Origin of the sequence: Dechloromonas denitrificans (genome assembly GCF_020510685.1) — a bacterium.
Taxonomy (GTDB): Bacteria; Pseudomonadota; Gammaproteobacteria; order Burkholderiales; family Rhodocyclaceae; genus Azonexus; species Azonexus denitrificans_A.
In genome coordinates, this window is sequence record NZ_CP075185.1 from 1,685,116 (window position 1) to 1,704,933 (window position 19,818).

The following is a 19,818-nucleotide window of genomic DNA, read 5'->3' on the forward strand; positions in this document are numbered from 1 at the left end:
ATGCCTGGCGGCCGATCATGCCCTTCACTTCCATTGACGAACGAAAAACGGAAAGCGGAACCGGAACGCCCGATTATTTTTCCGGGAAGCCGCTGTGTGCCTGCGGCGCGAGGTCGACGGCGAGCAGATAAGGAGTGACCGTGCGGACCCGCAGCTCGGGGAAATTGTTGACCAGCAATTGCACGGCACGGTCGCTGTCGTTCAGCGGCAGTACGGCCGAAACCTTGATCCGGGCGAGCGCTTTCCGGTCATAGAAAATGCGCCCCGGACGCTGGCGGTCGAGTTCGTCGAGGACATCGGGCAACGGCATTTCCTGCGCCACGAACTGGCGTTTGTACCAGGCCTGGCTGACGCTCGGCGCGTCGATCGGTTCGGCCGGGAACAAACCATCGGCGCCAATCCGCACCTGCTGCCCGGCGCTGACCAGCAGCGGCGCATCGCTCGTCGCACCGGACCGGCTGGCCGGGCTGACCTCGACGCGCGACTCCAGCATCGTGACGATGGTCCATTCGGCTTCGCGCCGCACGGTAAAGCGGGTGCCGAGCGCCTTGATGCGGCCGTGCGCGGTTTCGACGATGAACGGACGGGCGGCGTCCTTGGCAACATCGACCAGGATTTCGCCTTGCACCAGTTCGACCGTACGCGCTGCGCGGCCGAAATCGATGTTGACTGCGCTCAGGCTGCCCAGTGCGATAGTGCTGCCGTCGGCCAATGTGGTTTCCGGCCATTCGCCCTCGCCGGACCGCAGGTCGGTCAGCCAGTAGCTTGGCGTGCGCGCCTGCATGCCGACCCAGGCGGGGAGAATGCACAGGGCGGCGAGCAGCAGCGCCGAGGCCAGCCGCGTCGCCCGTCCTGTTCGGCGGTTTCCGGCCAGCGCGGCATTCAGGGCGCGCCGGGCCGGCTGGGCAACGCCGTCGCCGCGGACCTGGTTCAGGTTGCCGACCAGTCGTTCCATGCGCGCCGCCGCCTCGGCGTGGCGCGAGTCGGCATTTTTCCAGGCGGTGAATCCAGCCTGTGCGGCAGCGCGTTCCGCCGCTTCGTCGGCACTCAGACGGATGATCCATTCGGCCGCTTGACGGGCGAGCGGATCAGCGCGGGCAGGGGAACGTGTCGGCATGGCGCAGATCAGTCGGCGCGAATCCGGTCGCACTGCAACAGGCAGTGCACCAGGTGTTTACGAACCATGCGGGTGGAAACGCCGAGTTGGGCGGCGATTTCGGCATGCCCCAAGCCTTCCAGGTAGTGCAACAGGAAAGCCTGGCGGGCCTTGGCAGGAACGCCGGCGAGGACCGTCGCGATCTGCTCGAGCGCCTCCAGCGTCAGCAGGGTTTGCTCGGGTGACGGGTGGACCGGCAGGTTTTCGAGGGTGATCGCCAGTTCGGCGAGATAGGTCTTCTCCAGCACTTCCCGGCGCATGCGGTCGACCATCAGACGCTGCGCCGTCGTCGTCAGATAGGCCCGTGGCTCGCGCATCCCGCACAGCGCGTTGCGCGAGACCAGAATGCGCATGAAAACATCCTGGGCCAGATCGGCGGCGCCGTGGCTACAGCCGATCTTTCGGCGCAACCAGGCGTACAGCCAGGCGTGATGGTTGGCGTAAAGCTCACCGACAGCAGCGGAGGGAGTGGCTGAAAGGTTCACGTGGGCTTCCTGAGACAATCATCGAAAATGTTTTCAATTGCGAATGATTATCATTGTCTCATTTGGCCTAACTGACGTCAAATTCGGTCTTTATTCTTCGGTGGACGTGAAGTCGCCGCGAAAAGCCGGGTTGATCGGCGTGTTTCGTTCTATGTGGTGGCTTGGGGGCGGGACCTGCCGTCCTTCCGGGCTTGCCGGGCGGGCGTCGGCAAGCCCGGAAGGCTTCTGTTTTCCCGGGGGCTACGAGGTGCCGGAACAGCCCGCATTGCAGCGGGCTGTGGTCTTCACACGGCGTACGGCCGGTGCAGCCAGCTGCGCACGACGTTGACGTCGCGTTGCGGCAGGTAGGCGAAGCCGGCCAGCGAGTCTTCGACGACGCTTTGGGCGACCCAGTGCGGCACGGCCTTACTGGTCAGCATGTGGAAGTACCAGGCCATCGGGTAACCGCTTTGGCGATCGAAGCGGGACAGCGCTTCGTTCAGCTTGAGGCCGCTGCTCCCCGTCGTTGCCTCGAATTCCGGCGGTTCGCCGGCCAGCGTGGCGATCGGCTGGGCACGGAAGACCGGCTGCTGGTAGCGGTCGAGATGCTCGCGGGTGGCGATGACCCAGTGGTTGTAATAGGCACTGGTGCCGGAGGCGCTGCTCTTCTGCCAGTCGTCGAGCATGCGATGGATGGCCGCCGGCTCGGGTTTCTGGGCCAGCATGCGCTGCAGGAAGGCGCCGATGTGCTGGATGCGGCGAAAAGTGTAGAAGGGCAGGCCGACCGGGATCGGCATATCGGCACCGCCGCGCGGATCGACGAGTTCTTCCTGCGATGTCGGGTCGTTGACGAATAGTTGATGGACGCGCATTTCCTGCAGGTCTTCGATTTCCAGTTGCAGAAAGCCATCGCTGCTGTCATCGGCCGAGGCGACCAGGTAATGCGTCTGGCCGACCAGCCGGGTGGCGAAGAGGCGCTGATCGGCAAAGTCGTCGATCAGTCGGGCGAAATCGCCGTCGCGTTCGTCCAGGGCGTTCTCGACCCAGGTTTCCAGGCTGTCGGAAACACGTTGGCCCTGGAGGTCGAGAATGCCGCCGAGGCGATACCAGCCGCCCCGACTCAGCGCATGGCGAAACTTCCATTCCGGCAGGGCAAGGCTCAAGGCCTTGACCAGGGCGCCCGGACCGCTGCTGACCGGAACCTTGGCGCAGGTTTCGACGACGGCAGGGGCGAGCGATTTGCAGTATTCCAGCCAGGCCAGGTTTTGTTTCATCGGATTTTCCTCGTTATCAGGCGGCGGTTTCTTCGGCTAGCCGGGTCCGGACGGCTTCGCGAACTTCGGTTTCGGGATCGTCGGCCAGCGGTGGCAGAAATTCGAGCGGTGCGTTGCCGACGGCGGCCAGGCGGACCCACCATTCGGCATCGTTGAGCAGCGTGGCGGCCAGGCCGGGCAGGGCGCGCTCGGCGACGATGGCGCGAACCTCCGGCTCGGGGTCGGCCGCCAGCATGTGCAGGGCGAAGGGCGGCAGGCGGGTGGCGACCACCTTGCGGACTTCGCGCTCCGGATCCTTGCTCAACTTGGCCAGCTGACCATGCGGCAGGCGCCGGGCGACGGTGGCGCGAATCAGGTAATCGGGGTCGTGGATCAGTTCGATGAGCAGCGGCTCGGGCAGGCGGGCGGCCACCGACAGCCGGACTTCGCGGTCCGGATCGCGGGCCATCGTGATCAGCTGGTCGACCGGCAGGCGGGTGGCGACGACGCGGCGGACCACTTCGTCGTGATCCGATTTCAGCCCGAAGATGCTGTCTACCGGCGCATAGCGGGCGGCGATCGCCCGCCGCTCCCAGAAGATGTCGGTCAGATAGTTCTGCGCCAGTTCCGGGTTGGTGCGCAGGAAACGGTCGATCTGCCGGCCGCTGTGGGCCCGGATGCAGGCGTCGCCCGGCGTGCACCGCCGACTGTTCAGGTAGTCCGGATAGTAGGAACAGCCGGAACAGAGCCCAAGCCGGCCAACGCCAGCCTGTTCACTCGTCATCGACCTTGGCGGCAACGAGAATGCCGGTCGCGGTGGTGGCTTCGTTGACCAGTTCCAGGCAGTGACCGGAGGCGCCGCTGATCAGGAAGAGGTCGTAGCCTTCGATGCTGAGTGCCGGTTTGTAGCGCGGCGAGACGTCGTCTTCGCCGCATTCGGTGAAATGCAGGTCGGGAAAGCGCTGGCGTAATGAGGCGGCGCGGGCGTCGAGCAGGGTGGCTTCAGCGACCTGGACCAGTTGGGCGGGGGTGATCATGCCGACTCCTCGCTGGCCATGTCCTCTTCGAAGCGGGCCAGCGAGGCCGACGGGACGCCCATGATCTGGGCCAACCAGGGCGGCGGCGAGGCGAGCCGGCCCTGCAGTTCGACCAGCACTTCGCGGGCCTTGCCGCCGCCCGGCTTCTTGACCGGATGGACACCAGCACGCACCGCCTTGGCGGCGGCCGGGCCGCCGATCGACTGGATATAGACGATCTGGCAATCGTTGATCAGCGCCGAGCGGGCGGCATTCTTGTCTTCGGCGGTGTCCGCTTCGACGGTGCTGCGCACGGCAATCAGCTTGATGAGGTCGCGGCCGACCTGGTAAATCAAGAAGCGCTCGCAGGAACCGAAGTGGCCGTCGAGATTTTCGCCGCGATTGGCCGCCACGGCGACGCGCAGCGAACCGGGCATTTCGCCTTCCTGGTAGGCATCGACCGCCGGAAAATCGCTGTTGGCAACGCCCTGACCCCAGAGCAGGCGGACCGCCTCCTTGAGGACTTCGCCGTCGACGCCGACATGGCAACCCTGTTCGGCGAAGTCGCCGGCCAGGATCAGGCGCAGGTCTTCAACCGTCAGCGCGGCCAGCTTGGCCTCGGTGAGCGGCGATTCCAGTTTCGCGATCAGCGCGCCGACCAGGGCGCGGACATCCAGACCATTCAGGGCGCGGGCGGCAAGGGCGATGCGCAGGGCAGCTTCGCGGGAAGCAATAGGGGTGTCGGACATGATGGGCTCCAGGGAAAGACTTCAGTGGAACGCCGGCGCAGTTCTAATACCGCTCCGGCGCTCGGCTCAAGGCTTTACTCAGGCCGGGCTGATGCAGCCCGACGGGCAGACATCGACACACAACGGGGAGTCGTTGTGGCCGTCGCATTCCGTACAGGTGGCAGCATCGATCTTGAAAAAGATCTTGCCGGACGAGATCGACTTGGTCGGACAAACCGGTTTGCAATCGCCACAGGCGGTGCACATGTCGGGGTCGATTTTCATTGCCATGATGGTTAGCTCCTAGTTGTTAGGATTGAGTTGCCTAGCGCTTAGGGGTCGATTTTTGCGGTTACTCGATCCTAATAGCTGAATCCTCGATCCTGCTTCACTCAGTCTTCGGCCGCGCCGAGGCGCTTGGCACGCAGGGAAATAGGCAGGCGGGACGGTTTGGCGATCGGATCAATGTAATAAAGCCCGCCGTTGTCCAGCTTCAGTTCGCCACCCCATTTTTCCGTGGTGTCGAATTCGATGGACTCGATCGAGGCTTCCAGATCGCGCTTCGGGAGATAGAACGTCAACCCGCCGCTATCCGCTTTACTGATCATGATGTTGGCCATGTAACTCTCCTGCAGGACCGGCGGAGCCGAAGCTCCGCCGGCGGTCCGTTTAGCGAACCAGGTCGAAGTTGAAGTCGGTCGTACCCATGCCGATCGTTTCCTTGTCGAGTTGCTCAAGGACGGCGTTGGTCAGTTGGGTGACTACCGACATCATGCCTTCGTAGCCCATGGTGGTCTGACGATGCAGGTGATGACGGTCGAACAGCGGGAAGCCGAGGCGGATCAGCGGTACTTCGAACTCTTCACCCTTGTACTTGGTGTCGCGCTGGATGTACTTGCCGTAGGAGTTGCCGATCAGGAAGTCCGGCTTGTCCGTGAAGCACAGGCTGCGCATGTGCCACAAGTCGTTGCCGGCATAGACCTTGCCATTGACGCCGAACGGGCTGGAAGCGAGGAGCTTCTCGACCGCCTTGGCCCAACGCTTGTTGCCGTTGTGGGCCAGGATGTGCGTCGGTTCGGCACCGCACTCGAGCAGGATCTTGACCATGCCGAGGACGAAGTCCGGGTCGCCGTAGAGGGCGAACTTCTTGCCGTGCAGCCAGGCATGGCTGTCGGCAATCAGGTCCATACAGCGGCCGCGTTCCTTGGCCAGCGATTCGGGAATCGCCTTGCCGGTGAGCTCGGAGACCTTCATCAGGAACTCGTCGGTCCACTCGACGCCCATCGGGACGCTCAGCTTGGGGATCTCCTGGTTCCAGGTGCTTTCGACGAATTTCTTCGTCTTTTCCAGCTGGGTCGGTTGCAGCAGAACGGTCGTGATGGCGTTCGGCGCATCCTTCACTTCGTCCATCGTCGTGCCGCCGGAGTACATGCGGAATTCGCCGTCGGCCGGGGTGTCGAAGACTTCGCTCGGATCGGACAGGAAGGTGTAATCGACAGCCATCTCACCGAGCATGCGCTTGATGACACGGTAGTTGCCAAGGTAGGTCTCGAAGCCCGGAATGATGTTGATCCGGCCGTTCGAACCGACCTTCTTGCCGTCCATGTAGTTCAGCGTGAAGTAACGGAGGATGCCTTCTTCCATGTTGTCCCAGCCGGTCGTGTGCGAACCGACGAAAGACGGGGTGTGGGCGTAGGGGACCGGGTAATCCTGGGGGATGTGGCCGTCCTTCTTGGAGTTGTTGATGAACGCATTCAAGTCGTCACCAATAACTTCCGCCATGCAGGTCGTCGACACCGCGATCATGTCCGGCTTGTAGATCGCCTTGGCGTTGGCCAGACCGTCGTGCATGTTCTTCTGACCGCCGAACACGGCTGCATCTTCCGTCATCGAGTCGGAAACGCAGGAGCACGGTTCCTTGAAGTGACGGTTGAAGTAGGTGCGGAAGTAGGCGACACAGCCTTGCGAGCCATGCACGTAGGGCAGGGTCTTGTGAAAGCCGGTGGCACACAGAACGGCGCCGAGCGGCTGGCAGGCCTTGGCCGGATCGACGGTCAGGGCTTCGCGCTTGAAATTGAGATCCTGATATTCCTGTGTCGTCGTCCACATGAAGGTCTCATAGACCTTCTCGGGGGCGTGACCCTCTTCGAATTTCTCGCGTTTTTCGGCGAGATTCTTCTTGTAGTCGTCGTCACGGAACAGCGGGTAACAGGGCTTGATCTTGTCTGCGGTTTGCATTGCTATCTCCTTGCCCGAGCCGCTCATCTGCGACTACGGGCGCAAGGTAAAAGATTTGCCGTTGAGCTAACTCAGGCGGCCTTCTTCACTTCTTCGGCAACAGCCTTCTTCCAGGGCGGCACGAGGTTGCCCCAGACCGGACTGGACAGAGCGATGTCCATGTCGCGGGCGAAGATGGCGAAGCCGTCGTAGCCGTGGTAGGGGCCGGAGTAATCCCAGGAGTGCATCTGGCGCAGCGGAATGCCCATCTTCTGGAAGATGTACTTTTCCTTGATGCCGGAGCCGACGAGGTCGGGCTTCAGCTTCTTGACGAACTCTTCCAGCTCGAAACCGGTGACGTCGTCGTAAAGCAGGGTGGCATCGCCCATTTCCTTGATCGTCCGGTCGTAGTCGTCGTTGTGGCCGAATTCGTAGCCGGTGCCGATCACTTCCATGCCGAGATCTTCGTAGGCGCCGATCACGTGACGCGGGCGGAGGCCGCCGACGTACAGCATGACTTTCTTGCCCTGCAGACGCGGTTTGAACTTGTTGATGATCTCGTCCATCATCGGCTGATAACGGGCGATGACCAGTTCGGTCTTTTCCTTGATCGAGTCGTCGAAGAAGGCGGCGATCTTGCGCAGCGATTCGATGATCTTGGTCGGACCGAAGAAGTTGTACTCAAGCCATGGAATACCGTACTTCTCTTCCATGTGGCGGCTGATGTAGTTCATCGAACGGTAGCAGTGCAGCAGGTTCAGCTTGACCTTCGGCGTGTTCATCATTTCCGCCAGGGTGCCGTCGCCGGACCATTGAGCGACCACGCGCAGACCCATTTCCTCGAGCAGGATGCGGGTTGCCCAGGCGTCGCCGCCGATGTTGTAGTCGCCGATGATGGCCACGTCGTACGGCGTGCCTTCATAAGGCTGGCCGTCGCGCTTGTCGATGACCCAGTCGCGGATCGCGTCGTTGGCGATGTGGTGACCCAGGGACTGGGAAACACCGCGGAAGCCTTCGCAGCGGACCGGAACGATGGGCTTGCCGATGGCAGCGGAACCCTTCTTGGAGACCGACTCGATGTCGTCGCCGATCAGGCCGATCGGGCATTCCGACTGAACGGAGATGCCGCGGTGCAGCGGGAACAGTTGTTCGACTTCTTCGATCAGCTTGGCGAGCTTCTTGTCGCCGCCGAAGACGATGTCCTTTTCCTGGAAATCGGAAGTGAAGTTCATCGTGCCGAAGGAATCGACGCCGGTCGTGCCGACGTAGTAGTTACGGCGACCGGCGCGGGAATACTGACCGCAGCCGACCGGGCCGTGCGAGATGTGGATCATGTCCTTGATCGGACCCCAGACCACGCCCTTGGAACCGGCGTAGGCACAACCACGGATGGTCATCACGCCGGGCAGCGACTTGCGGTTGGAAGTGATGCACTTCTTGGATTGTTCAACAGTTTGATCGTTGGCCGTAAGGTGCTTTTGGCGGTCCTTCTTGGCCTTTTCCGGATAAACCTCGAGCACCTCGGCGATGAGGGCTTCGGTTTCTTCGCGAGACAGAGTCGTCATGTTTTCCTCCTGACGTCGCCACCAATCTGTGGCCGACGTGCTGGTTGAAAGTACCCCCTCCCGTCCGGGGAGAGGGCGGGGTCTTGCTTAGGCAGCAGCAGCGGCCAGTTCGGCGGCGGTTTGGCCGACGATGGACTCGTCTTCCGCTTCCATGATGCCGAATTCCATCAGCAGCTCTTCCAGCTCTTCCATCTCGATCGGGGTCGGGATGACGAAGTTGGTGTTGTTGACGATCTTGTTGGCGAGCTGGCGATATTCGTCGGCCTGCTTGTGCTTCGGATCGTATTCGACCATCGTCATGCGGCGGATTTCAGCGTGCTGCACGGCGTTGTCACGCGGTACGAAGTGGATCATCGTGGTGCCGAGGCGGGCAGCCAGGGCCATGATCAGTTCGTCTTCGCGGTCGGTGTTGCGGCTGTTGCAAATCAGGCCGGCCAGACGAACGGAGCCGGAGTTCGCGTACTTCACGATACCCTTGGCAATGTTGTTGGCAGCGTACATGGCCATCATTTCGCCGGAGCAAACGATGTAGATTTCCTGTGCCTTGTTTTCGCGAATCGGCATGGCAAAGCCACCGCAAACCACGTCACCCAGCACGTCGTAGAACACGAAGTCGAGGTCTTCGTCGTAGGCGCCTTCTTCTTCAAGGAAGTTGATGGCGGTGATGACGCCGCGGCCGGCACAGCCGACACCGGGTTCCGGGCCACCGGATTCGACGCACTTGATGCCGCCGAAACCAACGGAGAGGACGTCCTCGAGTTCGAGGTCTTCCACGGAGCCGGCTTCAGCAGCCAGGTGCATGACGGTGGTTTGAGCCTTGGAGTGCAGAATGAGGCGGGTCGAGTCAGCCTTCGGGTCGCAGCCCACGATCATTACTTTTTTGCCGGATTCGGCCAGTGCCGCCACCAGATTCTGGGTGGTGGTTGACTTGCCGATCCCGCCTTTGCCGTAGATGGCGCATTGACGCAGTTTTGCCATGGTGTAATCTCCTTAATCTGTCAGTCGATTTGCGAAGGAATCATTGAGAGTCGCACCTCACCTTCTGCACGTTGCGTGCCAGGTCGATTGACAGACGGCAAGTGATTGAATCCAAAATGAAAATAGAAAAATGCCCGACACCGGGCAGGGCGGATGGATGCGACAATTCCCCCACGCTTTGTAGGGGTGACGACAACGCGTCGAGCACCAGCGAGACAAAACCGGACTCAGGAGGCGCCAGCCTCCACTCTGATTCGTTGCGAGGCAGCGACGGGCTTCTGCCCGGAGCAACTCACAACGCGTCGAGCACCAGCGAGACAAAACCGCACCCAGGCGACGCCAGTCTCCTCGTTGATTCGTTGCCGAGCAGCCACGAGCTTCAGGCTGTGGCAACTCACAAAGCATCACTGCCCCGCGATGCCCGGCTGCCGATCAATCGCTGCAACCTGCCGGCCGTCGTGCTGGGCAGCCTGACTTTTCAGCGCTATCCGACCCCGTTGTTGCTCGACGGTGTCGCCGAACTGCATCGCGACCTGTTCCGGCGGCTGGCCGATGCTGCCCCGGGCGAGCGGGGCAATGTCTTTCGCGATTACGTGACGGTCCTTTTTCAGCTCGAATGGCCGGAAGAAATGGGCCTGACCGGCAAGCAGAAGGGGCGGGCCAAGGCCAATTACGTGCGGATGATCCGCGGCTGGAGTTTCGATTCCGACAGCCGCGAGGGAGCGGTGCTCAAGGGCTGGGTCGAATCGCGCTTCGGCCTGATGCCGCGCTGGCATGGCCAGCCCTTGCTCGATCCGGCCGGCGAGGCCTACAGCCGCTACATGGAGATGCGCTGCCAGGGCCTGTACGGCACCAGTGCGCTGGAGGCCCAGTTCGATCTGGTGTACACCTATTGTCAGTACGAGCTGGCCGAGCGTCACTCGGGGGCCAGCCATGTCACGCTCTATCGCGGGGTCAACCGTGTCGCCGATCATGAGATCCTGCGGCGCGGCGAGGGGGGGCACTACACCATCCTGCTCAACAACCTCAACTCATTCACCTGCAGTCGCGAGCGGGCCTGCGAATTCGGCGACTACATTCTTGCGGTGGATATTCCGCTGAGCAAGATTTTCTTCTACTGCGGCCTGCTACCCGGCGTGCTGCAGGGCGAGGACGAGTTTCTGGTGGTCGGCGGTGTGGTCGATGTAACTTTGTCGACAACCTGAAGGGGCGCGGGGCGCGCCGCCGTCGATCAGGACGGTTTATCGGCCAGCCACTTGACCAGCGCCCGGAAGAGCGTATCGGGATCGACCGGTTTGGCGATGAAGTCGTTCATCCCCGCTTCGAGGCAACGGCGGCGGTCTTCGGCAAAGGCATTGGCGGTCATCGCCAGGATCGGCGTGGTCCGGTAGGCGGGCAGGGCGCGCAGGGCGCTGGTGGCTTCCAGACCATCCATTATCGGCATCTGGATATCCATCAGGATCAGGTCGTAGTGCGTCTGCATGGATTTTTCGAGAGCTTCGGCGCCATCGTTGGCGACATCGATCTGGAGACCGAGCATGTCGTGCAGCAATTCCTTGCCGACATCCTGATTCACCTGGTCGTCTTCGGCGAGCAGGATTCGTTTTTCCCGATATTGACTGCGCAGCAGCGCTTCGGCCTCCGCCCCAGAGGTGGTCGTGGTCGGCGTCTGATTCGCCATCCGCTCGGCCTTGTCGAGCTGGAGCGAGAACTTGAAGGTGCTGCCCTGGCCGACGGTACTGCTGGCTTCGATGTTGCCGCCCATCAGGCGAACGATGCGCTGGCTGATCGCCAGCCCCAGGCCGGTTCCGCCATGCTGGCGGGTGGTCGAGCTGTCGGCCTGCTCGAAGGGGGCGAAGATGCGCTGCAGTGCATCTTCGGGAATCCCGATGCCGGTATCGGTGATGGCTATTTGCAGCCGGATATCGGTCGGGGTTTCGTGCTCGATCGAGGCCCCGATGTTGATCCCGCCCTGCTCGGTGAATTTGATCGAATTGCTCACCAGATTGAGCAGGATCTGTTGCAGGCGGAGCGGGTCGCCGATCACGTCCATTTCCAGCAGACGCTTCGCAATGTCATTCTGCAGGCGCAGGTGTTTGGCATCCAGCTTGTCGCTGACCAGGCTCTCGACATTGGCAATGATGCTGCCGATCCGGAACGGTATTTTTTCCAGGGTCAGTCGTTCGGCATCGATCTTGGCCAGGTCGAGAATGTCGTTGAGCAGACGCAGCAGATGGTTGGCGGCATTGGTGATCTTGCCGAGCTTGTCGCGTTGCACCGGGTCCTCGCTGTGGCGCCAGAGTATTCCGGCCAGGCCGATGATGGCGTTCATCGGCGTCCGCAGCTCGTGGCTCATATTGGCCAGGAAGCTGCTTTTTGCCCGGTTGGCCGCTTCCGCCGCTTCCTTGGCGATCGACAGGTCGGCGGTGCGCACCCTGACCAGTTCTTCCAGATGGTGGCGGTGCTGCTCGAGTTCCGCTTCGGCCTGCCGGCGCTCGGTGACATCGACGATGACGCCGATCACCGCCGGCTTGCCTTCGTAGTCCATGGTGCGGCCATAGACTTCGACATTCAACCGGCTGCCATCCTTGCGCAGGCCGACGAACGCATAGTTGAGGGACTGCGCTTCGCCGCGCATGCGGCGCTGCAAATTGCCGGCGACCAGCTCCTGATCCTCGGGGGCGACCAGGCTGCTGACCGGGAGCCGGTTGATGATTTCATCCGGCCCGGCATAGCCGAACATTTCGGCGCAGCGCGGATTGGCATAGGCAAAATAGCCGTCCTGAACGATATAGACGCCGACCAGCGATTGCTCGATCAGGCCGCGGAATTTGCGCTCGGCATTGAGCAAGTCCTGTTCGGCCTGCTTGCGTTCGGCAAGGTCGCGGCAGGAGCCCAGGATATTGCCGTTCGGCAGGCGAACGGAACTCAGTTCAACGAGGGCGGTGGTGCCATCTTTCCGGCGCAGCTGGAGCTCGGTAAAAATGTATCCTTCGCTGAGCACCTGGGCAAAAATCCGCTGATGTTCTTGGTCCTGTCCTTCTGGCGTCAGCGCGCCGAGCGTCATCGCCAGCAACTCCTCGGTACTGTAGCCAAGCAGCTTCGAGGCTTTCGGATTGACGTATTCGTAGTGGCTGTCGCTACGGGCAATGAAGACTGCATCCGGCGTGTTGTCGAGGATGCTGCGCAACGAGTTTTCACTCTCCGCCAAGCGGGCGGCGCTCGCTTCGATGCGGCGCTGGTGCCGGGCATTGTTGAACAGCACGATGAAGATCATCCCGCCCAGCAGCAGTATGCTAAGCGCCACGCTGCCGGGCAGGTGGCTGTTGGTGATGGCATCGAATTCGGGGCGGCTCTGAAAGCGGGCGATCCAGCGATGGCTGTCGAGATCGATTGGCAGGCTTACCGAATAACGGCCGCCGGCTGTTGCGGTCCGGCCCTGCCGCGAATCGAAGAGCAGGTTGCCGGGTATGGCTTCTTCGTCGAACAACTCAGTCTCGACGTCCCTGATATTCTTGCCGACAATGCTGTGAAACAGATCGCCGGCGCGGAAGGCGCTATAAACATAGCCGATCAGGGCACTGCGGCGAGCCGCGATACCGTCGCGCGACATGGTCGGGCGATAGACCGGGAAGTAAATGAGAAAGCCCGGCTGTACTCTCTTCCCTTCGTCCTGGACGAGAATGATCTTGCCGCTCAGTGCCGGCCGCCCGGTATCCCGTGCCCGCTCCATCGCTTCGCGGCGAACCGGTTCCGAGTACATGTCGTAGCCAATGACCGGCCGGTTGATATCGTCGAGTGGTTCGACGTAGGCGATGGCGCCGTATTGTTCCCGTTCGCCGGGCGGGCGTATCTTGTAAGCAGGGAAACCTTCGGCCCGCATGGCGCGTTCATGGGCAGCCTTGTCGCGTGAGGCGATCATCAGGCCCAGGCCAAGCGCTTGAACGCCGGGCAGCGTTTTACCCAGTTCAAGGCGTTCGACATAGCCTTGCCATTCGTCTCGGGAGATGTACTGGCTCGATTCGACAAAAGCTGCTACCCCGCGCAGCACCTGTTCGTAGGCCTGCAGGCGGGCGACAATGTTGTCGCGCTCTCGTTCGGCGCGGTAGATAAAGCGGTCGTTGACCCGATTGGTGACCATTTCCCGGGTGACATACCAAGCACTCAGCGTGAGCAGGAGTGTCAGTGCCAGTGCCAGCCAGGCCAGCAATTCGGGGGTGAGCAATCCCCTTGGTCGAATATCCAGCGAATCGAGGTGTGGCGGATCAGGTTTTTTGTCTTCCAAGACCGCTCCGTTTTTTTTGGATACTGCATCAACCATAGCATTTTAATTGCTGTCGGTGGCTGGCGATTTGATCCCGATTGGGTAATCCGGGCGGCTTCTTGCGATGATCGTGTACCGCACAAGCGGTCGTCCGTTGTTCCGTCGCAAACCCGACAATCGGCTAGGGCTACGGCCGTAAATCCTTGCTGTCAGGGACCTGGAGTGCGGGCGTGGAATTTGCGTCTAGCTGGATACACCCCACCTCCAGAGAACAAAACATGACTCCTGAACTGCGCGAAAAACTGCTGGCCGGCCTCAAGGATGGCAGCATAGTTCCTTATCTTGGTCCCGGTGTCCTGGCCGACGTCAAGAACGTCGCCAGCGGTGCGCCGATTCCGGCCGACAGCAATTCCCTGATCTACGCGATGAACGACGGCAAGCCGATGGCCCCCAAACTGATGTACGAGTTCCCGCGCGCCGCGATGAACGTCGAGCTGAAGCGTGGGCGCAGCGCGGTGACCAAATTCCTCACCCGTACCTACGGCGAAACCGCGTGGACGCGAGGCGCGGTGCACGACTGGCTGAAGGGCATTGCGCCGCATTACGTGATCGACATCAACCGCGATACGCAGTTGCAGGATTCCTACGCCGCGGTGCCGCATAACCTGATTGTCGGCATCGCCCGCCTAGGCGGCACCGATTTTCGCTACAAATTGTATTTCTGGGACGGCAACGTCTATCAGAAAAGTACCGCCGTCAATCCGGCCATTCCCATCCTGTTCAAGCCGATGGGCACGCCGAAGCCGGAGCCGACCTACATCGCCTCCGATGCCGATTACGTCGACTTCATTACCGAACTGATGGGCGGCTTTTCGATCCCGCCGGAAGTCAAGGAACTGCGCAAGGGCAAGCAATACCTGCTGATGGGCCTGCGCCTGAACCGCGATACCGAGCGCATGGTGATGTCCGACTTCATCTACAGCGCCGCCGAGCCGGCCGGCTGGGTGTTGATCGCCGAGCCGACCGACAAGGAAAAGCGCTTCTGCAAGAAGATGGGCCTGCAAATCGTCAATGCCGACGTTTTCGAGTTCATCGGTGCCGCCGTTCCCGCTTGAAATATCACTACTCTCAAAGGAAGAAACATGCTGCTTGATCGCTACGAACCGCTCTTTTTCAACGCCAATTTCAAGGAAGCGGCCGGCGCGCCGGGTTTTGTCGCCTACCGCGGCGAGTTCATCCTGAAGGAAGGCGAAGTCGCCGATGCCCAGGGGCGCCGCAAGCCGCCGACGGAAGTTCTCAAGCAGGCCGTGCTGCTGGCGGAAGGCGATGAACTGAAACTGATTGCCGGCTCGCTCGACGAACTGCAACAGTTCGCGTTTTTGCTGGAAGTTATCGGCGACGATCTGAAAAGCGGGACGATTGCGGTGCTGTTTACGGTCAACATCCCGAAACCTTTCGTTGCCGCGGTCAACGGTGCGCTGGTCATCTTCATTCCGCTGGTCCAGGGCATGGTGTGGACCGAACTGAGCGACCTGGTCGCCCTCGACAAGGGCGATTTCAAGGGGCAGGGTGCCGCCGACAAGGTGTTGACGGTCTATAACGCGCTCAAAGGCAGCAAGTTCAAGTATCCGGAAATGAGTCTTGAACAGGCGTTGGCGACGACCAACGATGCCAAACGCATCACGCACGGCGCGATCTGATGCCGTGGGATGAGCGCTATACGCTCGGGGTGGCGGAGATGGATGCCACCCACCGGGATTTCGTCGAGCTGGCCGATGCCTTGCTGGTGGCCGGCGACGACGAATTCCCGGCCCTCTTCGCCGAATTGCACGAACATACCCGGCGGCATTTCGACAACGAGGGCAAGCTGATGAAGTCCTGTCGCTTCCCGGCCATTGGCGAACACCACAGCGAACATCTGCGGGTACTCGGCGAACTGGCGCATTTTTCCCGTGGCGTCGCCGCGGGTCGCCTCGGCATGGCGCGCAACTACGTTAAGGGCCTGCCGGAGTGGTTCGCCACCCATCTGGCGACGATGGATTCGGCGCTGTCGGCCTGCCTGAAACGAACGAACTGACGTTCCTTGCCTGGCCGGGCTTCACTTCAGCCGGCCTCCGGCCGGTCGAGCCGTTCGTACTCGGCAATCACTTCGGCGCCAAGCAGGAGCAGTGTCGCCGATATTTCAAGGCTGAACAGGATGACCACCGTGCTGGTCAGCGAGCCATAGACCACGCTGGCCTGTGACAGGCTGGTGAAATACCAGACCAGCAGATGGCGAATGATTTCCCACAGCAAGGCGGCGGTAAAGCCGCCGATCAGCGCATAACGCACGGCAATCCGGCCGACCGGCAGGAAATGGTAGATGGCGGCGAGGATCAGGGTTTCGGCGGCCAGCCCGAGCAGGTAGAGTAGGCTGCCGGAAATTCCGTGCAGGTACCACGGGCGGCCGAACAGGAAAATGCTTTCGGGCATCATCGTCTGAACCCCGACTGAAATCAGCGTGACGGCAACCAGACCGACGCCGAGCAGCCCGACAAAGGCGTAGGGCAGCAACAGCGAGAGCAGCGATGAGCGCTGTTCGGCCATGCAGCGCCGGGCGAAGATGACGGCCATCGCCTGATTGAGACCGGAAAAGGTCAGCGAGCTGAAGAAAATCATCGTGGCGAGCAGCACGCTGCCGATGGCCACCCGTTGCTCGAGAAAGCGCGACAATTCCTCGAGTACGGCGGAGGACTGGCTGGGCACCAGCCATTCGAGGTAGCGCCCGAGATTGCTCAGCAATTCGGCCGGCGGCATCAGATGGGCGAGGACGATGGCGCACAGGACGAATAGCGGAACCAGCGAGAGCAGCGCGTAATAGGCGATGGCGCCGGCCATCAGCAGGCCCTGGTTGGCGCGGAAGTTCTTCAGGACCGTCAAGGCGAAGCCGAGCGGGTGGGTAAGAACCTGCCGGGCGGGGGAGTTCGCGTGGTTCGCCATTTCCTCGGTTGATCCGGAGCAAATGAAAGATCATGCCAGCATCCTGCTCAAACACCAACGGCAAGGCTGTCGCTATTGGCCAGAGTAAAAACATATCCAGTTGAAATGGCGAAGAATGGCTTGTTGCCGCGCCTTTCGATCGGAAAGCCGAAATTCTGCTGTGCTAAACTTCTTGCATAAATAATCAAATGGATTGCGGGGGGGTACTTGGCGGCGAAATGGTCTTTGCGTTTCGGTGCGTTGGCGGTCGTCGTGCTGTGCCTCGGCCTGTTTGGCTGGGTCGGGCTCGATCTGCATCAATCGCGCGAAAGGGAATTGCAGGCCGCCGAGCATGCTGGCGGCACCCTGGCCAAATTGCTGGAAGGTCATTTACAGGGTGCGGCGCGCCAGATCGATCAACACCTCTCCGATTTCGTCCTGCGCTTTCAGTTTGCCGTCGCCGACCGGACCCCGCGGGCTGTCCTCGAACCTGAATTGCAGCGTTACCTGAGCCGTTTTTCCGAGGTGCACAGTTTTCGCGTTGCCGATGCCGAAGGGCGCTATCTCTACGATGCCAGCGGCGTGCTGGCCGACGTGAATATTGCCGATCGGCAGTATTTCATCGAGTTGCGCGACAACCCCGGTGCTGAACTGGTGATTTCCCCGCCCATCGTTTCCCGCGTCACCAACACCATGGTGATCGTTTTTGCCCGTCGCCTGCAGGACCGGGCCGGCAATTTCATCGGGATCGTGCTGGGGACCTTGCGGGCGGACTATTTCGAACGCTATTACCGTGCGCTGGATGTTGGTCCGCACGGTGTCATTGCCTTGTGGAGCCGCGATTTCGAGCTGTTTGCCCGGTGGCCGCAATTGCCGGCCGGGCAAGGCAAGACCGTCGACGACAGCCCGATCCCGGCGCGTCTGCAGGCCGGTCAAACGGCTGGCACCTTCCGGCGGGCCGCCGGGCTGGATGGCGAAAAGCGCGTTTTCTCCTACCGCGCCGTCGACGGCTTTCCCTTCATCTTCTCGGTTGGTCTGGCCGAACGCGACGTGCTGGCCGAGTGGCAACGCCGGGCGCTGACCTACGGCGTGCTCGGAGTGGTCCTGCTGATCGCCTTGATCGCCCTGATCCGGGCCTGGGGGCGGGGGTACCGGCAGGCCGAGGAGCTGGCGGAAAAAATGACCCGGGCCTATGCCGAAAAAGCCCGCGAGGGCCGGGCCTTGCTCGACTCGATTCCCGATCCGGCCTGGTTGCTCGACAACGACGGTCGTTTTCTGGCGGTCAACGAAGCCTACTGTCGTTCCAAGGGAATGCCGATGGACGACATCCTCGGGCGAACGGTCGAACAGATTTTCCCGGCCGAGGAAGCAAAGCGTTTGCGCGAGGGGCAACTGGAGGTCTATCGCAAGGGCGAACCGGTTCGCCAATTGGTCTGGCTGCAACTGGGCGGGCAGAGCCGTCCCTTCGAATTCCTGCGCGTTCCTGTCTATGGCGATCAGGGCGAGGTGACCGGGCTGGCTGGCGTCGCCTGGGACGTCACCGAGCGTTATCAGGCCGAAGAGCGGCAGCGCCTGATCACGCACTTTTTCGATCATGTCAGCGATGCGGTGTTGATTCTCGATGCCGAGCGCCGGGTGCTGACGTTGAATCCGGCGGTCACGGCGATCAGTGGCTACGATCTGGCCGATCTCAAAGGCAAGCCGCCGCGTTCGATTATCGGAGCAAGCGTCGAGCCGGAGCTGCTCGATGCCATTTCCCTCGGCCTGGAAGAACATGGCGTGTGGCGTGGCGAACTGGATACGACCCGCAAGGATGGCAGCCCGTTGCCGATCTACTGCAATATCAGCGCCATTCGCGATGACGACGGCAAGATCGTCAACTGGTCGGTATTCGTGACCGATCTCAGTGAGCGCAAGGCGGCCGAGGCGCGCATCGAGTCCTTGACGCATGTCGACCAGCTGACCGAACTGCCGAATCGCCAGGGATTTTCCCGGATGCTGGAAGAGTGGCTGGCGGCCGGCAAGCCGGGGGTGCTGATCGTCATCGACCTCGATCAGCTGAGCCGCATCAATGATGCCTTCGGCCATTCGGCCGGCGACACGATGCTGCGCCGGGTCAGCTCGCGGTTGCGCAAGATGCTGCGCGATGGCGACGTGCTGGGCCGCCTGGGCGGCGACCAGTTCGGCTTGTTGATCAGTCTGGCCGGGCGTTCGCAGACTGCCGAGGTGGTCGCCCGCAATGTCCTCGACAACATGGCGCGCCCGGTGACGATCGAGGGGAGCGAAGTCGTCTCCACGGTCTGTGCCGGCATCTGCCTGCTCGGCGCCGATGGCAACGAGGTCGCGACGCTGTTGCGCAATGCCGATGCCGCGCTGCACCATGCCAAGACTTCCGGCCAGAATATATTCCGGTTCTTTTCGGCCGACATGAACGTCCGGATGGCCGAGCGCCTGCGCCTCGAAAGCGATCTGCGCGGCGCATTGGGCCGCGGTGAGCTGGCGCTGCATTATCAGCCGCAGGTCGATCTGAAATCGGGCGAAATTGTCGGTTTCGAAAGCCTGTTGCGCTGGCAGCATCCGGAATTGGGCATGGTTTCGCCGGTCGAATTCATTCCGGTGGCGGAAGAAAGCCGGCTGATCCTGCCGATCGGCGCCTGGGTGCTGGAAGAAGCCTGCCGCCAGAATAAGGCCTGGCAGGATGCCGGCATGGTCCCCAGGGTGGTCGCCGTCAATCTGTCGGCCGTCCAGTTCCACAGCCTGGATGTCGTCTCGGCGGTCTCCAAGGTGCTTGCCGTGACGGGCCTGGAAGCCCGCTTCCTCGAGCTGGAAATTACCGAAAGCGTCATCGTCGAAGATCCGGAGCGCGTTGTCCGCATCATGGACGAACTCAAGGCGCTGGGCGTCGGGCTATCGATCGACGATTTCGGTACCGGTTATTCCAGCCTAGCCTACCTGAAACGCTTTCCGATCGACAAGATCAAGATCGACCGTTCCTTTGTCCGCGACCTCGAACGCAATGCCAACGATGCGGCGATCATCCGCATGGTCATCGGGATCGCCGCCGAGCTGGAGCGCAAGGTGATCGCCGAAGGCGTCGAAACGATCGAGCAGCTGGAGTTCCTGCGGCGCCACAATTGCGACGAATATCAGGGTTACTACTGCAGCCGGCCGGTTTCGGCCGATGCCATCCCGGCCCTGGTCGCCCGGCATCGGGCCTGA

Annotated in this window: 18 protein-coding genes; 5 read left to right on the forward strand and 13 right to left on the reverse strand. The window is 61.6% G+C overall.

What is annotated here, in order from left to right:
- Positions 1-73: 73 nt before the first annotated feature.
- From KI611_RS08135 to nifH, 11 genes are all read right to left on the reverse strand, one after another.
- The gene (locus KI611_RS08135) at positions 74-1,117 is read right to left on the reverse strand and encodes a FecR family protein (RefSeq protein WP_226419320.1); all 1,044 of its coding nucleotides are present in this window, start codon (positions 1,115-1,117) and stop codon (positions 74-76) included.
- Between the two features lie 8 nt (positions 1,118-1,125).
- Positions 1,126-1,641 carry a sigma-70 family RNA polymerase sigma factor gene (locus tag KI611_RS08140; RefSeq protein WP_226419321.1) on the reverse strand — a complete coding sequence of 172 codons (516 nt, stop codon included), beginning with the start codon at positions 1,639-1,641 and terminating at the stop codon, positions 1,126-1,128.
- A gap of 284 nt (positions 1,642-1,925) precedes the next feature.
- Complete coding sequence (locus KI611_RS08145) at positions 1,926-2,894, reverse strand: hypothetical protein (protein WP_226419322.1); 969 nt, start codon at positions 2,892-2,894, stop codon at positions 1,926-1,928.
- A gap of 16 nt (positions 2,895-2,910) precedes the next feature.
- Positions 2,911-3,657 carry a 4Fe4S-binding leucine-rich repeat protein gene (locus tag KI611_RS08150; RefSeq protein WP_226419323.1) on the reverse strand — a complete coding sequence of 249 codons (747 nt, stop codon included), beginning with the start codon at positions 3,655-3,657 and terminating at the stop codon, positions 2,911-2,913.
- Positions 3,647-3,910: a DUF6129 family protein gene (locus tag KI611_RS08155; protein WP_226419324.1), complete on the reverse strand. Its 264-nt coding sequence runs from the start codon at positions 3,908-3,910 to the stop codon at positions 3,647-3,649. Before KI611_RS08155 ends, KI611_RS08150 begins: the two co-directional genes overlap by 11 nt.
- The gene (locus KI611_RS08160) at positions 3,907-4,638 is read right to left on the reverse strand and encodes a dinitrogenase iron-molybdenum cofactor biosynthesis protein (RefSeq protein ID WP_226419325.1); all 732 of its coding nucleotides are present in this window, start codon (positions 4,636-4,638) and stop codon (positions 3,907-3,909) included. The genes KI611_RS08155 and KI611_RS08160 overlap by 4 nt, the downstream gene beginning before the upstream one ends.
- Positions 4,639-4,716: 78 nt before the next feature.
- Positions 4,717-4,908 (reverse strand): 4Fe-4S binding protein, encoded by a 192-nt coding sequence (locus tag KI611_RS08165; RefSeq protein ID WP_226404672.1) that lies wholly within the window; start codon positions 4,906-4,908, stop codon positions 4,717-4,719.
- Positions 4,909-5,009: 101 nt separating this feature from the next.
- A complete protein-coding gene (gene nifT / locus KI611_RS08170) occupies positions 5,010-5,237 on the reverse strand; it encodes a putative nitrogen fixation protein NifT (RefSeq protein WP_226419326.1) in 228 nt (75 codons plus the stop codon).
- A 49-nt stretch (positions 5,238-5,286) separates the two neighbouring features.
- Positions 5,287-6,855 carry a nitrogenase molybdenum-iron protein subunit beta gene (nifK, locus tag KI611_RS08175; RefSeq protein ID WP_226419327.1) on the reverse strand — a complete coding sequence of 523 codons (1,569 nt, stop codon included), beginning with the start codon at positions 6,853-6,855 and terminating at the stop codon, positions 5,287-5,289.
- A 71-nt stretch (positions 6,856-6,926) separates the two neighbouring features.
- Positions 6,927-8,399, reverse strand: coding sequence for a nitrogenase molybdenum-iron protein alpha chain (gene nifD, locus KI611_RS08180; protein WP_226419328.1), 1,473 nt, complete (start codon positions 8,397-8,399; stop codon positions 6,927-6,929).
- 87 nt (positions 8,400-8,486) lie between these two features.
- The gene (nifH, locus tag KI611_RS08185; protein ID WP_226419329.1) at positions 8,487-9,377 is read right to left on the reverse strand and encodes a nitrogenase iron protein; all 891 of its coding nucleotides are present in this window, start codon (positions 9,375-9,377) and stop codon (positions 8,487-8,489) included.
- Between the two features lie 386 nt (positions 9,378-9,763).
- On the opposite strand from nifH, the gene KI611_RS08190 reads away from it, so the two are divergent.
- Positions 9,764-10,582, forward strand: coding sequence for an NAD(+)--dinitrogen-reductase ADP-D-ribosyltransferase (locus KI611_RS08190; protein ID WP_226419330.1), 819 nt, complete (start codon positions 9,764-9,766; stop codon positions 10,580-10,582).
- A 26-nt stretch (positions 10,583-10,608) separates the two neighbouring features.
- Here the strand turns inward: KI611_RS08190 and KI611_RS08195 are convergent, their stop codons facing one another.
- Positions 10,609-13,662, reverse strand: a complete 3,054-nt coding sequence (locus KI611_RS08195) for a CHASE domain-containing protein (RefSeq protein WP_226419331.1) — start codon at positions 13,660-13,662, stop codon at positions 10,609-10,611.
- Between the two features lie 257 nt (positions 13,663-13,919).
- On the opposite strand from KI611_RS08195, the gene KI611_RS08200 reads away from it, so the two are divergent.
- Genes KI611_RS08200 through KI611_RS08210 form a run of 3 tightly spaced genes read left to right on the forward strand, consistent with a single transcriptional unit; the run spans position 13,920 to position 15,718 of the window.
- Positions 13,920-14,756, forward strand: a complete 837-nt coding sequence (locus KI611_RS08200; RefSeq protein WP_226419332.1) for an SIR2 family protein — start codon at positions 13,920-13,922, stop codon at positions 14,754-14,756.
- A 27-nt stretch (positions 14,757-14,783) separates the two neighbouring features.
- Positions 14,784-15,341 (forward strand): hypothetical protein, encoded by a 558-nt coding sequence (locus tag KI611_RS08205; protein WP_226419333.1) that lies wholly within the window; start codon positions 14,784-14,786, stop codon positions 15,339-15,341.
- Positions 15,341-15,718 (forward strand): bacteriohemerythrin, encoded by a 378-nt coding sequence (locus KI611_RS08210; protein WP_226419334.1) that lies wholly within the window; start codon positions 15,341-15,343, stop codon positions 15,716-15,718. The genes KI611_RS08205 and KI611_RS08210 overlap by 1 nt, the downstream gene beginning before the upstream one ends.
- Before the next feature lie 26 nt (positions 15,719-15,744).
- On the opposite strand, the gene KI611_RS08215 is transcribed toward KI611_RS08210, so the two are convergent.
- Positions 15,745-16,620, reverse strand: coding sequence for a YihY/virulence factor BrkB family protein (locus KI611_RS08215; protein ID WP_226419335.1), 876 nt, complete (start codon positions 16,618-16,620; stop codon positions 15,745-15,747).
- 207 nt (positions 16,621-16,827) lie between these two features.
- On the opposite strand from KI611_RS08215, the gene KI611_RS08220 reads away from it, so the two are divergent.
- Positions 16,828-19,818, forward strand: coding sequence for an EAL domain-containing protein (locus KI611_RS08220; RefSeq protein WP_226419336.1), 2,991 nt, complete (start codon positions 16,828-16,830; stop codon positions 19,816-19,818).

Bases quoted from the DNA above. Each gene is read 5' to 3' on its own strand.
- KI611_RS08135 (WP_226419320.1), bottom strand. From the start codon at position 1,117: ATGCCGACACGTTCCCCTGCCCGCGCTGATCCGCTCGCCCGTCAAGCG.
- KI611_RS08145 (WP_226419322.1), bottom strand. From the start codon at position 2,894: ATGAAACAAAACCTGGCCTGGCTGGAATACTGCAAATCGCTCGCCCCT.
- KI611_RS08150 (WP_226419323.1), bottom strand. From the start codon at position 3,657: ATGACGAGTGAACAGGCTGGCGTTGGCCGGCTTGGGCTCTGTTCCGGC.
- KI611_RS08155 (WP_226419324.1), bottom strand. From the start codon at position 3,910: ATGATCACCCCCGCCCAACTGGTCCAGGTCGCTGAAGCCACCCTGCTC.
- KI611_RS08160 (WP_226419325.1), bottom strand. From the start codon at position 4,638: ATGTCCGACACCCCTATTGCTTCCCGCGAAGCTGCCCTGCGCATCGCC.
- KI611_RS08165 (WP_226404672.1), bottom strand. From the start codon at position 4,908: ATGGCAATGAAAATCGACCCCGACATGTGCACCGCCTGTGGCGATTGC.
- nifT (WP_226419326.1), bottom strand. From the start codon at position 5,237: ATGGCCAACATCATGATCAGTAAAGCGGATAGCGGCGGGTTGACGTTC.
- nifK (WP_226419327.1), bottom strand. From the start codon at position 6,855: ATGCAAACCGCAGACAAGATCAAGCCCTGTTACCCGCTGTTCCGTGAC.
- nifD (WP_226419328.1), bottom strand. From the start codon at position 8,399: ATGACGACTCTGTCTCGCGAAGAAACCGAAGCCCTCATCGCCGAGGTG.
- nifH (WP_226419329.1), bottom strand. From the start codon at position 9,377: ATGGCAAAACTGCGTCAATGCGCCATCTACGGCAAAGGCGGGATCGGC.
- KI611_RS08200 (WP_226419332.1), top strand. From the start codon at position 13,920: ATGACTCCTGAACTGCGCGAAAAACTGCTGGCCGGCCTCAAGGATGGC.
- KI611_RS08205 (WP_226419333.1), top strand. From the start codon at position 14,784: ATGCTGCTTGATCGCTACGAACCGCTCTTTTTCAACGCCAATTTCAAG.
- KI611_RS08210 (WP_226419334.1), top strand. From the start codon at position 15,341: ATGCCGTGGGATGAGCGCTATACGCTCGGGGTGGCGGAGATGGATGCC.
- KI611_RS08215 (WP_226419335.1), bottom strand. From the start codon at position 16,620: ATGGCGAACCACGCGAACTCCCCCGCCCGGCAGGTTCTTACCCACCCG.